General features: G+C 46.7%; 10 protein-coding genes. 3 read left to right on the plus strand and 7 right to left on the minus strand.

All coding sequences use genetic code 11. The annotated features are described in order from the left end of the window. Positions 1-67: 67 nt before the first annotated feature. Together AABA75_RS01835 and AABA75_RS01840 are read left to right on the plus strand one after the other, a co-directional pair. The gene (locus AABA75_RS01835; RefSeq protein ID WP_338290699.1) at positions 68-2,764 is read left to right on the plus strand and encodes a hybrid sensor histidine kinase/response regulator; all 2,697 of its coding nucleotides are present in this window, start codon (positions 68-70) and stop codon (positions 2,762-2,764) included. Positions 2,765-2,874: 110 nt separating this feature from the next. Further along, positions 2,875-4,515: a SulP family inorganic anion transporter gene (locus tag AABA75_RS01840; RefSeq protein WP_338290700.1), complete on the plus strand. Its 1,641-nt coding sequence runs from the start codon at positions 2,875-2,877 to the stop codon at positions 4,513-4,515. A 57-nt stretch (positions 4,516-4,572) separates the two neighbouring features. On the opposite strand, the gene AABA75_RS01845 is transcribed toward AABA75_RS01840, so the two are convergent. The 4 genes from AABA75_RS01845 to AABA75_RS01860 form a co-directional block, all read right to left on the minus strand. Continuing rightward, on the minus strand, positions 4,573-5,115 hold the full coding sequence (locus AABA75_RS01845) for a hypothetical protein (RefSeq protein ID WP_338290702.1): 543 nt from the start codon (positions 5,113-5,115) through the stop codon (positions 4,573-4,575). 2 nt (positions 5,116-5,117) lie between these two features. Then, positions 5,118-6,716 carry a YHYH protein gene (locus AABA75_RS01850; protein WP_338290703.1) on the minus strand — a complete coding sequence of 533 codons (1,599 nt, stop codon included), beginning with the start codon at positions 6,714-6,716 and terminating at the stop codon, positions 5,118-5,120. A gap of 172 nt (positions 6,717-6,888) precedes the next feature. Continuing rightward, entirely contained in the window at positions 6,889-7,575 is a 687-nt protein-coding gene (locus AABA75_RS01855) for a response regulator (RefSeq protein ID WP_338290705.1), read from the minus strand. Further along, the gene (locus tag AABA75_RS01860; protein ID WP_338290707.1) at positions 7,572-9,041 is read right to left on the minus strand and encodes an ATP-binding protein; all 1,470 of its coding nucleotides are present in this window, start codon (positions 9,039-9,041) and stop codon (positions 7,572-7,574) included. Before AABA75_RS01860 ends, AABA75_RS01855 begins: the two co-directional genes overlap by 4 nt. A gap of 148 nt (positions 9,042-9,189) precedes the next feature. Between AABA75_RS01860 and AABA75_RS01865 the strand changes: the two genes are divergently transcribed. Continuing rightward, entirely contained in the window at positions 9,190-9,450 is a 261-nt protein-coding gene (locus tag AABA75_RS01865) for a hypothetical protein (protein WP_338290708.1), read from the plus strand. Positions 9,451-9,521: 71 nt separating this feature from the next. Here AABA75_RS01865 and AABA75_RS01870 read toward each other — a convergent pair whose 3' ends face one another. From AABA75_RS01870 to AABA75_RS01880, 3 genes are read right to left on the minus strand one after another with little or no spacing between them, the layout of a single operon-like run. Next, positions 9,522-12,620, minus strand: a complete 3,099-nt coding sequence (locus AABA75_RS01870) for an efflux RND transporter permease subunit (RefSeq protein WP_338290709.1) — start codon at positions 12,618-12,620, stop codon at positions 9,522-9,524. After that, on the minus strand, positions 12,617-13,981 hold the full coding sequence (locus AABA75_RS01875) for an efflux RND transporter periplasmic adaptor subunit (RefSeq protein ID WP_338290711.1): 1,365 nt from the start codon (positions 13,979-13,981) through the stop codon (positions 12,617-12,619). The genes AABA75_RS01870 and AABA75_RS01875 overlap by 4 nt, the downstream gene beginning before the upstream one ends. A gap of 2 nt (positions 13,982-13,983) precedes the next feature. Beyond that, positions 13,984-14,604, minus strand: a complete 621-nt coding sequence (locus AABA75_RS01880; RefSeq protein ID WP_338290712.1) for a TetR/AcrR family transcriptional regulator — start codon at positions 14,602-14,604, stop codon at positions 13,984-13,986. Positions 14,605-14,735 lie beyond the last annotated feature (131 nt).

Raw genomic sequence — 14,735 nt, forward strand, 5'->3', positions numbered from 1 at the left:
AGCGTGAATTTTTCAAAATAAAGCATACACTTAGTTAATTATTTTCTGAAAGTCTTGCTGCTCACGGATGGATAAATTCACTGTTTCTAAACCCAAGTGGTTTTACGCTTACTTTGCACTCGCTTTGTTTGACATCATCACAGTGTCTGTCAGTTTGTATTTGAACAAACAGATCATCGGTATTTACCTTGATACGGTGGATAACAATAAACAGTGGGCGGAGTTAAAAACACAAGTGGCGAATTTGGGTGAAAAAGCCCTGGAAGTGAATGGACCCGGTAACAATGTCTTTGAGTCTTTAGATGTTAATGCTGAACAACGCCACTACATTCAAGCGAAATCAGTATTCACAGAATATATCGAACTGGTGGCATCTGAGTTCAATAGCTCGCAGCTCATTGTCTCCCCCGATGTATTGTTGACGGAGTTAAACACAGCCAATGACAACTTTCTCCTGTTGGATGAGCAAGTTGGTTTGGTTTTCCGGTATTTTGCTGAGGGCGAAGTAGATAAAGCGGCCCTGTCTATGTCTAATATGGACCGTCATTATGCAAACCTCGCCGCCAATATTGCCAGCATGGCTCATCACCTCAGAGAGTTACAAATTGTCGACCTGGAATCCGACCTAGAGACGGCTGAGTCCCTTAAGTTGCTGGAGTGGTTTATTGCTGCGTTGATTCTGATAATGGTGGTGGGGGCAACTTTTTACGGCAACGTATTAATCAGGCAAATTAAACGGGAAGAGGAAAAGAAACTTAAATCTGAAATTGAACTGAAATCCGTATTTTCTGCTGCAATTGATCCGATGGTGATCATTGATGACAAAGGCATAATTACCTCAGCCAATGATGCAGTTGAGCGGGTTTTGGGTTATTCACCCGAGTTCTGTGTAGGGAAAAATGTTGCATTTATGACACCAGAACCACACCGCTCTTTGCATGACTCCTATATCGAAAGTTATGTTAAAACCCGCCAGGCAAAAATTGTCGGTTCCAGTCGTGAAGTACTGGCCATGCGCAAAGATGGCTATCAACTGCCCATCTTGTTGAGTATCAGCGAAATGTCATTACCAGACGGTTTGCACTTTATTGGTACAATGCATGATATAAGTGCCAGAAAGGAAGAAGAAGAAAGACTTAAAAAACACAGCATTGAGCTGGAAAAAGCCAAAAACGAAGCTGACCGAGCTAACGCTATGAAGTCTGAGTTCCTGGCTAATATGAGTCACGAAATCCGTACGCCCATGAACGGCATCATGGGGGTTAACAGATTACTGTCAGAATCGTCTTTAACACCCGAGCAAAGTCGTTATTGCGACATTATTAAGAGTTCTTCTGAATCGCTGCTCACTATTTTGAATGACATCCTCGATTTGTCTAAAATCGAAGCCGATAAATTGGATTTAGAACTCATTAGCACCAACTTTCATTCGCTATTGGAAGAAATTGCTGAATTGTTGTCAGTTAAATGTAACGAGAAAGCGATAGAAGTTGTGCTCTCTATTTCTTCCGATATTCCCCCTGTCATCGTAACTGATCCGGTGCGCTTACGGCAGATCATCAATAATCTCACTAACAATGCCTACAAATTCACGGAAACTGGCAGTATCACGTTGCAGGCTGAATTGAATGCGATTAATGAGCAAAACTACGATATTGAGATATCGGTCGCAGATACAGGGGTAGGGATTGATGAAAGTGCATTAGGCTCTATTTTTGAAAAATTTTCTCAAGAAGACGCGTCTATCACTCGGAATTTCGGCGGCACGGGCCTCGGTCTTGCCATTTCTCAAAAACTGGCGATGTTGTTAGGAGGAAACATTTCGGTGTCCAGTGAAAAAGGTAAAGGCTCTATTTTTACCTTTAATATTACGGGTGACTTAGTATCAGATGAGGAGAGCATCGTCACAGCGCCTAAACCTGATTTAACCGGTCTCAATTTATTGCTGGTGGATGATAATAAAGTGGGCCTGAAAACTTATGGGCAAATACTGACTTCCGCGGGTGCTAAAGTGGCATTATCTCTGACTCCCGGAGCCGTTTTGGATTTGTTGTCGAAGAAACACTTCGACGCTCTGATAACTGACTATATGATGCCTGAGCTTGATGGTTTAACACTGTCCAGGCGCGTTCGCGATGTCTATCCCGAACTACCAATAGTTATGCTTTCTTCTGCACAGATTCAACGAGAGAAACTTCAAAGCGCTGGTGTCAGTGGCTACCTCACTAAACCCAGTGATAGCTTGTATGTGGACATGCTCACTCACAAATTAGTGAATTCGGCTGAACCAGAATTAATGACCAAAAAGGATGTTGTGCGCTCTCAATCAGTTGAAGTGGCGCCCGGTAAGACAAGCGTAGAAAATATACCGCTTAATATGAGGATTTTGCTGGTGGAGGACAATGCGGTTAATCAAATGGTGGCGCAATCCATGCTGGAACCTTCAGTGGCGAGTATTACATTGGCTAACAACGGTAAAGAAGCGGTGGAGCTGTATCAAGAAAATGACTTTGATTTGATACTGATGGATGTGCAAATGCCAATAATGGATGGTTACAGCGCTACTGAAAGCATCCGGAATCTGGAACGGGAAGAAGGCAAAAGCAGCATTAAAATTATTGCTCTCACAGCGAATGCCATGAAATCGGATATCGAGAAGTGTATGGCTGCAGGCATGGATGATGTGCTTTCGAAACCTATAATAAAGGAAAAGCTAATAGAAAAAGTGTCAGCAAGCTATCATGAGTTGCAAGTCAGCTCTTGAAGTTAAATACACTGACATTGGTATTACCACTTAGTATTTTTATGGTTTATTAATGAGTTAGCTGGCTTCACAACTTATAATGGGTCAACCAGATTATTCACTGTCAGTTTATGTTTAACTTTTTTTCCTCGAAATACCTGCGCAGTGACATTATGGGCGGCATTACCGCCGCAATAGTGTCGCTTCCCCTTGCACTGACGTTTGGTGTGGCTTCTGGTGTCGGTCCGGAAGCGGGTCTCTATGGTGCTATTATCATTGGCTTGTTTGCGGCTGTATTTGGTGGCACACCGACACTCATCTCAGAACCCACCGGACCCATGACCGTAGTGATGGCGGCCATCGTAACCAGCATGATTGCCGATAACCCGGATAATGGTTTGGCCATGGCCTTTACCGTAGTGATGATGGCCGGGCTTTTCCAGATTGCCTTTGGCATGTTTAAACTGGGGAAATATGTCACCCAGATGCCCTACAGTGTGGTTTCCGGTTTTATGTCGGGTATCGGTGTCATTCTGATCATAATCCAGTTGGCACCCGCATTGGGCCAGGCCGCGCCTTCTGGCGGTGTTATCGGTACTATTAAGGCGATACCGGACATCATTACCAATGCGCAGTTCAATGAGGTCATACTCACTTTAGTTACGCTGTGTATTTTGTTTTTTATCCCCAAGCGATTTACCAAACGCATACCCGCTCAACTTATTGCCCTGGTGGGCGTCAGTGTACTTTCTCTGGTGGCCTTTGGGCCAGATACGATACGCCGTATTGGCGAAATCTCGGTTTCTTTACCCAGCCCGGTTTTACCCAGTTTTAGCGCAGAGCAGCTCAATGCCATGCTGGCGGATGCCGTAGTTTTAGGTATGTTGGGCTGTATCGATTCTATGCTGACATCAGTGATTGCAGATAACTTAACCCGAACTGAGCACAAATCGGATAAAGAATTAATTGGCCAGGGTATCGGTAATTTTTTCTCCGGACTTTTGGGTGGATTACCCGGTGCCGGAGCCACCATGGGTACCGTGGTGAATATTCAGACGGGTGCCCGTTCAGCCTGGTCTGGCGTTACCCGGGTAGTCACTCTAATCATTGGTATTTTTGGTGCTGCCAGTTTGTTGAGTAGCATTCCTCTTGCAGTACTGGCGGGTATTGCCGTTAAAGTGGGTATTGATATTCTCGACTGGAGTTTTATCAAGCGGGCCCATCGGGTTTCCTGGCAATCTACGCTTGTCATGTATTCGGTGCTGTTCTTAACCGTGTTTGTTGATTTGATTTTTGCGGTGGGTATTGGTGTCTTTGTGGCCAATATTTTGATCATCGAAAAACTCAGTGCCAGTCAATCGAAAAACGTGCGGGCTATCAGTGACCTGGATGACGAACTACCCTTGAACAAACGCCAGCGAGAACTGTTAAACGAAGCCAATGGCCGTATCCTGTACTTTTACTTAAGTGGCCCCATGATTTTTGGTGTGTCCAAAGCGCTGGCCAAGGAGCGGGCCAACATTGCCAATCACGATGCCGTGATCATCGATTTAAGTGATGTATCTCTGTTAGACGACACCATGTCTTTATCTATCGAAAATATGATCCTGGAATCACGCGACATGCATAAAGAAGTGATCGTGGTTGTAAAAACGGAAGCAGGTAAACAGCAATTACTGAAATTACTGCAAGAGCATGAGCAAAATCTCGAAGAGATTGTGGTAGATAGTCGCACACAAGCCCTCGAATTGGGTTTGAGTAAGTTAGTTTAAAGCCAGCCTGAAAGGTGTTTTACAGGCTGGTAGTTTGTGTTTTTGGAACCTGGTGAGCTAGTGATGTTTGTGGGCCATTTGCTCTGACGCCAATTTTGCATTATCTAAAGGCTGAGAGCTGTAGTTGTGCAGCACTAGTTGCTCACTCTCCAGATTGATAAACACCGAGCCCACGATATTATTGTCGTTCTTCACCCAATTTTCGTGCTGGTGGCTGTTTAGTGAAATAGCGATCTGATTAACCCCTTTCGCTAACCACGACTGCGGCACATGCAAGTTTTCACCATAAAGCCGTTGTCGTTTTATGCCGTTAACAAACACATGTGCATGTCCTTGTAGCAGCGCTTTTTGCTGCTGGTTGGCCGTATCAGGCGCATTGAGCAGGTAATTGTCTACGGCAACATGCACATTCACTCCGTCCATGGCATCGCGAAATACCGACAATTGCATCCTTGGCACCGGATAATTGCCGATGTCTTTTGACGCGTGCTGATGTATTTCCGTGCTGCCCGCATGTGCCGGTTGATCTAGCAACAAACAATGGCTGAGCAGTGCGCAGAGAAGCATTGTTGGTGGTAAACGAGTGTTAGTGAGTTTCATGATTAACCTCCTGCACCGGGGCCCGGACCACCAGGGCCACCCGGTCCACCTGCCCCTGTACTACAAGTTGCGATCGCGTTGTCTTGCAGTTCACCGGCAAACCTGTCGCCTACAATGTAGGGGAAAGCTGGGGTTAACTTGCCATCCACTTCTTTCACCGTAACGTGGTAGTGATAGCCTCGTTCTTCGTCGAAGTGAGCATTATATTGATCCAGATAGGCACCACCCAGTGCTGTGAGCTCTGGGTCCCAATAATGATCTTCGTGATAATAACCGTTGCTCGCCACCAGTTGATTACCCGATAAAGTGGTGACCACCTCACCAAAACCCGGTCCGGCAGAAGCGTCTTCAGTGCCCTGGCTCACATCGTATTGATCCACCAGAGTACAGCTTCGTGCACCATCGGCACAGCCAGTCGCCGAATCGGCGGAGTAATCTCGGATGGTCCAGGAACTGATGGCAAGTACCCCTTCTGCTTCCCATGGCCCATAAATTGGATAGCCATCCGCGGCAAAACCATATAGGGGCGAATGGCCATCACCCTCGTCACCCACCATGTCGGCCAGGCAAGAGGAATAAAAATGGTGGTGATAGTCATCCATGGCAGCGTGGCCGCCACAGATATCTACATCGTAAAATTCTGCAACGGGGGCCAGGTTGTACCAATCGCCCTGGTTGTTGAAGCTCATGCCATCGCCCCAGTTGTATACGGATGAGCCATTTACCCAGAGGCCAACTTTACCCAGTCCGGTAGTACAGTCTTCTTCCGTGGGAGTGGGGGCCTTGGGGAGATACCCTTCGCGGGTATCCTGGCCAGGACATTCAGGCCCGGGGGGCCAATAACCATAACCTGCATTGGTTTCGCAATTGTTATTGCTGGCGTAGCCAATATCCTGACCAAACTGAACGGTGTCCCCTACACTGATGGTGGGAGAGCCGGTGACAAAATCAGTGGCAGCACGCGGCCGTTCGGTCAGTCCCGCCATAATGTCTTCGGTGATCAATACCGCATAGTCAGGAATACCTTGAGAGGTCACCACCGTAAAATCCTGTCCGTTCAGGGTAGTATCCGTTACTGACTGCACGTTCACCAATACGCCATTACCTGAATTGGACTCCAGGATATGGGCTGCACGGGTTTCGTCATTGTTGATTATCCAAACGCTGGCGCTGTCATCCGTCGGTTCGTCTGGCGTATTTGTTTCATCTTCTGCGGCAGTGACGATGACAGATACGGTATCGGTAACGGCCGTATTAACACCATCATCTACGGTCACGCTGAAAGTCAGTGTTTCATCTTCATCAACATCAGGGGCGGTAAAGGTTGTTGTGGCTGTGTCAGCATTCGTTAGCTCAACCGCGGTTCCGGCTGTTTGAACCCAAAGCACTGTATAGCTGCCATCATCCGTAATCGTTGCGGTTAAAGTGACGATATTTCCGGGTTCTGTGGTTTGCTCAGTACCCGCATCAACACCAGGGGCGTTATCAACAGTAACCACCGTGTCAGTGCTCTGTTCGGTATCGGAGCTGGAGCCGCAGGCCACCAACACTCCAGAGGCAAACAGTAGTGCCATGATTTTTGCGATTTCAGTTTTTTTCATTGGCTGCTTCCAATTGATTCATCGAAGTCCATTGTAAAAATCAATTGTGCAGGTTCGGTGCAGATTTGATGGGATTGCTGTGCAATTTGAAAGCAGTAGCTGTGCATTGCAAAGGTTTAAATCGAACCTACAGCAAGGCTCTTAAAGCTTTTAAACCTGAAGCGAAATTGGATTATTCTGCTTTGTAACCTATGCCGTAAACGGCATGTAAGATGTTCTCCTCGGGCGAGGCATTACTGAGTTTGTTGCGTAGGTTTTTCATGTGGCTGTCTATAGTACGGGTACTGACAATGCGCTCGTCCTCATAGCAAGTATTCATCAGTGAATCGCGAGAAAAGACCGTGCCGGGCTTTTTAATGAGGGTGGATAAAAGCCGAAATTCCACCGGTGTTAGCTCCACCAGTTGTTCACCCACTTTGCAACTAAAGCGCTCTAAGTTGATGTGGATGTGTTTATAGTGTATCTGCAATTCGTTTGTTGCAGATACACTATTGCCCCGGCGTAATATTACTTTCACCCGGGTGACCACCTCTCTTGCAGAAAAGGGTTTACAGACATAATCATCGGCGCCGATTTCCAGTCCCATGAGTCTGTCTATTTCATCGACACGAGCGGTAAGCATTAATATAGGAACATTAGATTTTTGCCGTACTTCTCTGCAGATTGTCAAACCGTCTTTATATGGCAACATGAGATCCAATATTACCGCTGTCGGTGTTCTATTCAGAATCTGTTCTACCGCGTTTTTGCCATCCGGCAACACCAGTGTTTCAAAGCCATCAAGCTGAAAGAACTCCACCAGGATGTTGGCGATTTTTTCCTGGTCTTCAACTATGATAATAAGGCCATTGTGACTCATTTGTGCACTCCAGTTAGCAAGGGTAAAGACACTTCCACTTTTAATCCGCCGAGATCTGATGGGGATGCTTCAATCTTACCACCATGGGCTTCTACCACGTTTTTACCTATCGTCAGACCAAGACCTGCACCGGATTCTCTGCGGGTTCGTGAGGCATCTTGACGATAGAGAGGGTCAAACAGCAGCGCGCACTCTTTCTCTGTTACCCCGGGTTTGGTGTCATCCACAGTGATAATGATATGGTTATTGTCTTTATTCACAGTAAACAAAATACGCCCTGGTGCGTCAGTGTAGGCTATGGAATTGGCACACAGGTTACGCAGTAATTGTTCAATGCGCTTAGCATCGATATTGGTCTCGAATTTGCCTTCGTCTACTTTTAGTTCCAGGCTTATTTGCTTTTCTTCTGCTTGTTTGTGCATGCTATCCAGAACAATCGCCAGCACATCCAGCACACTTTGAGGACTAAAGTTGTATTTCAGACCACCGACGTCCGACAGGGATAAGTCGTATAAGTCGTCCACCAGGTGGCGCAGCAGCTGTATTTCTTGCTCAAAAGAGCGTAGTTGTAGTTGGTCAAAGGGTCGGATGCCAGCTTTGAGCATTTCAATTTCACCTGCAAGTACGGTAAGTGGCGTTCGCAGTTCGTGAGAGATATCAGCAAACAAACGGTTTTTAGCACTGCGGTTCTTTTCCAGGGTATCACTTAGGGAAGTGACATCAGCCATGAGTTGGCCTAATTCGTCCTGGCGTTTTTCGGGAAATGACACCGAATAGCGACCATTGGACAATTCTGAAATACCTCTTAAAATCGCCCGAACAGGCTTTAATAATCGGGTTGCTGCGACCCAGGAAACTAATCCCGCTAACAGCAGGCAGGCTAAGGCGATAAGTAAACTGGTAACTAGCTGCTGTTCTGCGAATTTACTTTGGGAATGGGCCGATAATCCAGCTTTGGGCCAACTGCGCAGTTCTCCGATAGGTGTTGGTTCACCGGTTTCATCCTCCAGATATAGAGTCAATTGTATCCCCGCACCGAACACATCCGCAGGGATGTCGCCAAGTACGAACTCGTCATTAGCATCGTATAGCGCGGTGGGTGGGCCTTTTTCATCCGAGAATGTTCCCGGGGCTGAATGATGAGGCGGGGGACGGTGATGCCTGACTTCTGGTGGAGGCCGTCTTTCACTTTGGTTAGTTCTGTTTCTCGCTGAATCCGAATCTCTTCGCAGGTTGTTCACCAGAGAGTTCATTTCCTGGGATTTTAAGGTCTCCCATGAATTACCCGCTGCCACATATTCTTGCTTCAGTTGGCCGCTAATACGCTGCAAGCGGTTCTGCTCCAGGCCGCTGATATATTCATAAAAACCCTGTTGAAAGCTCCAGCGGGCAAGTGCCAGACTCACCAAAACCACGAAGGTGATCAAGCCAAACAACGTCAAAAACAGTTTTAAAGTAATTTTCATATTCTCAGTATAACGGGTTATTGCAGTGGAGAAATGGCACCGGGGCAAACTTCAGTAGTTCTCCATGTAATCTGCACCGGATCTGCACAATTGCAGGGTACGCTGAACTGGAATCTTAATTGTGATTGTTATGTCTTGGGAGTAATCGATGATGAACCTTAAATCAAAATTAGTCATGGCGGTGTTATTCAGTGTTCTTGCCGGTCAGGTTGTTGCCAAACCGGGTAAGCAAGAAGGGCAGCGAAAAGGCCCACCACCAGAAGCCATAGAAGCTTGCGCAAATCTGCAAGAGGGTGATGCGGTAACCTTTGAAACGCGGCGGGGAGATACCTTAAGTGGCACTTGCATGATGATTAATGACCAGCTGGCGGCGGTACCAGAAGGTCACAAACCCCCAGAGAGGAATTGAATTTACTCTGATGTAGAGTTGCTTTTGCAGCTCTTACTGGAATGATAGTTACCTGTTAACAGGTTCAAACTTTACGATGCATCAGACGGTGTGGCGTTGGCCACACCGAAGTCTTCTAATATGCTGTAAAGGCAGGGGATCACTAATAATATCATCAGTGTTGATACGGCAATACCAAAGACGATAGACACTGCCAATGGGATCAGTACCTGGGCTTGCAAGCTTGTTTCGAACATTAACGGCGTCATACCGGCGATGGTTGTGATTGAGGTTAAGAGCACAGCGCGGAATCGGTCGTAGGTTGCTTTGGCCGCGGCGTCATGCACGGATAATCCCGCTTTTACATGACGTTTGACAAACTCAACTAACAGGATTGAGTCGTTTACAACGATACCTGCCAGAGATACGAATCCCAACATAGATGGCATGGTGAGATCAATATTCATAATCATGTGGCCCCATATCACCCCTACAAGTGCCATTGGAATGGCAACCATGACGATCAATGGTTCAACATAGCTGCGAAATTGAAAACTCAACAAAATGAACACACCAAACAAGCCCAATATAAAGGCTCGGGTCATGGAGTCTTGGGTGATGGCGCTATTTTTTACTTCGCCTTGCAGGCTGATATCTACGCCGGGGTATTTTTCTACGAACTGCGCTAAAAAGTGGCTTTGCAGGTGTTTAATCACTTTGCTTGTGTTGTTTAGCAAAGGATTGATATCGCCGTAAACGGTAACCGTTCGTTGATTATTTACCCTGGACGTTCTGGAGTAGCCGCGCGACGGTTTGACATCAGCGACGCTGCTAAGGGGAATAACTCGCTGACTCTTCGGATGAATAATGACGAAGTTGTCCAGGTCGTCAAATGAGTTGCGACTGTCCTTCTCCAGCAAGACCACAATATCCAGTTCATCATTGTTGACATTCGTCTTAAGCGCTACTTCACCCTGAAAGGCGGCTCTTAACTGGGTTGCAATCGCCTGTGAATCGATGCCCAAGGCATAGGCGCCCTCTTTGAGTTGGATGCTAAACTCAGGCTTGCCTGGGCGCAAATCATCCAGCAAGTTATTGACGCCGGCGTAGCCCTGCAACCAGGTTTGCAGCTCATGGGATGCCGCAGATAGCGTTTCGTAGTTATCACCTGAGAGCCTTATTTCTATTGCTCTGCCACTTGGGCCGATGGCGGGTTCTTTGAAGGAAATAGCGTGGGCATTGGCTACTTCCCCAAGTTCTTCACGCCACAACTCGATAAAGTCTTGCAGGCGGGTGTTTCTCTGTTCCGCTGTTAATAAGTCAAAGGTAAGCGTGGCGAGATGCGGCCCTGTTTCCATGGCATCGGCATTGTGGCTATAAGCCACTGAAACTGCTTTGATGAGGGTTTCACGTTCATTTACTTGTAGTTGCTCGGCGGCAGCATTGGCCGCTGCAATGATGCGATTGGTAACGGTTTCGGTTTCACTCAGTGGCGTGCCTGCTGCCATCATAACCCTGGCCTGAATGATATCGCCTTCAACATTGGGAAAAGCCGAAAATTTGAGTATGCCACTGGCAGGAATGCTAATTGAGAGCAGCAATACTGCTACTACGCCACCAATAAAGGCGTAGCGAAACTGGATCAATTTTTCCGACAGGAGATAAACCCGGTTGCGAAGCTGCTCAAAGTAGCGATCAAAAGTTTGTCGGAATTGATTAGGCGCCTGCTTTTTTTCGTGACTGAGCGAATGGTACAAATGTCTAGGCAGAATAAAAAAGGCTTCTATCAGTGATACCGAGATAACAGCGATCAAAACAATGGGGATCACTTTCAGGATTTGCCCTAAATCCCCCTCGATATAAACCAGGCCTATGAATATGGAGAGCGTTGTCAGAAATGACGACAATACCCCTCTGGCGACTATTTGGGTGCCTTCTATGGCCGCCTGCAATGGCTTTTTGCCAAGACGCATTTGAGTGCCAATGGATTCGGCGATGACGATAGCATCGTCCATTAAAATACCGAGAGCCAGCAGCAGCGCCACCATCGAAATCATGTTGATGGTAATGCCAAACCAGGCAAGCACAAAAGCACTGGCAAGAAAGGACACCGGTAAACCCATCACCACCCAAAATGCGTAGCGCCAGGTAAAAAACAACCACATAACGGCGAATACCAGCAGCAAGCCTTGCCAGGCATTCGTACCTAGCAGTTGAATTCGGTCTTTTATAATGCTGGTAGCATCTTGAGTCAGTGCCAGGTTTACGTTTTCTGGTAAAGTTTGCTTAATCTTTGCTAATTCAGTCTCGACGGCCGCCAGGACATCCAGACTGTCGTCCAGGCTATTTTTTCTAACTTTCAGTAGCGCAGCGGTTTGTCCTTGATATTCATTGTGCTGTTCGGCGAATTCAAAGGTTTCGACAATGGTGGCAATTTGCCCCAGTTTTAATTCGTTGCCATTGGCTCCCGACAGTACCACTAACTGGCGCAGGTGTTCCGGCTCAATGGATTCGTTGTTGAAACGCAATTGTACATCCTGCCACTGCGTTTCAATTGTGCCTAAGGGTAAGTCGAAATTTTGTTTGGCAATAATCTGTGCCAGTGATTGGATGCTAAGACCATACTCCCTTAACGCTTGCTGCGACACCTGAATGCGTATCTGGCGTGTCGAGAAGCCCTCAATATCAATGAGCGGAATTTGCGGATTTCGCAGTAACTTTTGTTTGACCATTTCAGCCATTTGCTTCAATTCAGGCTTTGAAACCTCAGCTGTCAGAGCGATTGTGATCACATCCTGCTCTCGGCCTTGTTCCGTTATAACCGGAGATTCGACTTCGGAAGGAAACTCAGTGATACCGTCCAGCGCCGTTTTTACGTCGTCTTTAAACTGCTCAAAGTTGCCGTTTTCCTGCATTTTGATGCTAAATATGGCCATATTCTGCCGAGATTGGCAGATCTTCTCATCCACAAAGCTAATGCCATCGAAAGCCCGTTCAATAGGTAAACAGATATTCTGTTCCACATCTGCGGGCGTGGCACCGGGATAGACCACGTTGATATCCAGGGTGTACTTATTGATTAAGGGAAAAGTTTCTCGCTTCAGCTCTGGCACAGTGATTAAACCAAGCACCAGTAACAACAGCATCATCAAGTTGGCGGCGGTGGGGTGGGCAGCAAAGAAGCGGATCATAAGGTCTGCTCACCCATTTCGCGAAGTTGTTGTTCCAGGTCGACTGCCGTTTGTGTGAGCAGCGCCATTCCCTCAACGGCGGGGAACAATTCCGATACCACTACTTTTTGGTGGGTAATGTCATCCGGATTGTAAAGGGCAATGTCCCGCTGAGTGAACAGGGGAAGTAATTGCTGCTTGCGCAAGTGATCCTGGTTATCCACTAAGTACAAGGTATCAGCTTTTATCGCGGACCGTGGAATAAGCACATAGTCGCTTGCCTTGCCTTGCAATCTGACCGACAGATACATGCCTTTCACCAATGGTGGTTTGGTTCTTGGGTCAAACTTGGCGTAATTGTTCAGCACACTGACGATAACGCCAACGGTGCGGGTTTGCGGGTCGAGGTTGTCGGCGATACGCTCCACTTTAGCAGGCCATTTGAGGTTTTGCTCAGTAGGATGTTCAATAATTACCGATAGTCCGGATAGTAGCTTTTGAGGAGATGAGGCACCAGAGGTCAACAGTTGTTGAATATTAACCTTTTGGGTGTCCAGCGTTGCTACAATGCGACGAAAATCCTTTACGGAAAACTGCGCATTGATCAGCATTTTGTCGAAACTGCTGGCTTCAAAAAGTGCACTTCCTGAACCGATAAACTGATTTTCCTCAACATAGACTGCGCTGATCCGGGAAGTGAAGGGAAGGCTGACTTCGGTTCTTTCAATGTTTCGTTGCGCTTGCTCCACTGTTGCTTCGGCGATCTCTATCCTGGCTTTTAACACCTCTAATTCTGCGGGTAACGTGGTCAGATAGCCTGTCAGATTTTGCACTTCTTGTTGTATTTGCAATAGGGCCTGCTGTTGTGCATCAAGTTCACTCTGGGAAACGGAGCCTTGTTTGTGTAAACCCAGCTTGCGCTGAAATTCGTTTTCTACCACCGAGCGCTTTTGTTCTGCCAGTTGTAAGTCCAGCTTGGTGTTCTCTATAGTGAGTAGCAGTTGCTGATAGTTTTGTTGATTCACCAGTACATCGGCGGTCGCTTGTTTAAGTGCTAACTGGAAATCTTTGTTGTCCAGTTTAACCAGTAAAGTGCCTGCAGGCAGCAACGCACCTTTTTTTAAATTGGGGTGCAGATAAGTAATTTTACTGCCAACCTCGGCTTTCACAGGCAGTTGGATATCGGGCTCCACTGTACCAAAACCCACAATTTCGGGCTTTATCCTGCCGGGTTGTGTGGAAATGGTTTCTGCCAAAAATGTCTTTTTTTCAGCGTCAGAATGGGCTAATTCTGGTTGCGTTTTCACAATGAGCATCGCTGCGGCTGCGCCAAGAATGGCGAGTAAAGGTAACATGGTCTTTCGGGTTAATATTTTCTGCATAATCAGCTGTCTCTTTTACAACCAGATATAAATAGTTGATATAGGTGTTCAGCCCACTCAGGGCTGGAAATCTGCTGCTCTGAAATTCCCCATGCCTGCTCTCTGACCGGGCTGACAATGAAGGGCATCATAACCAATGATACGAGTGAGAAGCCGGCCCAGGTGGGGTTGAGATCGGCTCTGATCTTGCCTTCCTGTTGCATTTTTTTTATTAGCTTGGGCAGTACAGAGGCAATGCGGGTTGGCACAGACTTAATAAATTGGTCCCGCAAAGGGGAATCTTGGGTTAACACCTCATCGTGAATAAAGCGCGCTACTGCACGGTTTTTGTTAACAAAACCAAGCATGTGCTGAATGAGTGTTTTGATGGGATTGTCGCTGCTGAAGACGGTATTCATCTGGCCTAAATTATGGCTCGCAAGTTTAGACACTAAGGCAATAAACAATTGCTCTTTTCCGCCAAAGTGGTAGCTAATCATGGCCGAGTTAACTGCAGCTCTGGCGGCAATTTCTCTAATGGTTATGTTTTTGAAGCTTTTCTCTGCCAACAATTGATGAGCGGCATTTATCAAATGCTCCTTTTGTTGTTCAGATTTTTTCGTATCTAATGGACGGCCACGCATTGGTATTGTTTATTTAATTAATCAATTGATTAATTAAATAGTAATAGTGCCCGGTTTGCAATTTTTTATTGGCCAAATCCTGAAATGGCAGTTATGTAGTTAGTAAAACTTTTCTGTCAATGCCCGGTGCA

The organism is Planctobacterium marinum (genome assembly GCF_036322805.1).
GTDB classification, from domain to species: Bacteria; Pseudomonadota; Gammaproteobacteria; order Enterobacterales; family Alteromonadaceae; genus Planctobacterium; species Planctobacterium marinum_A.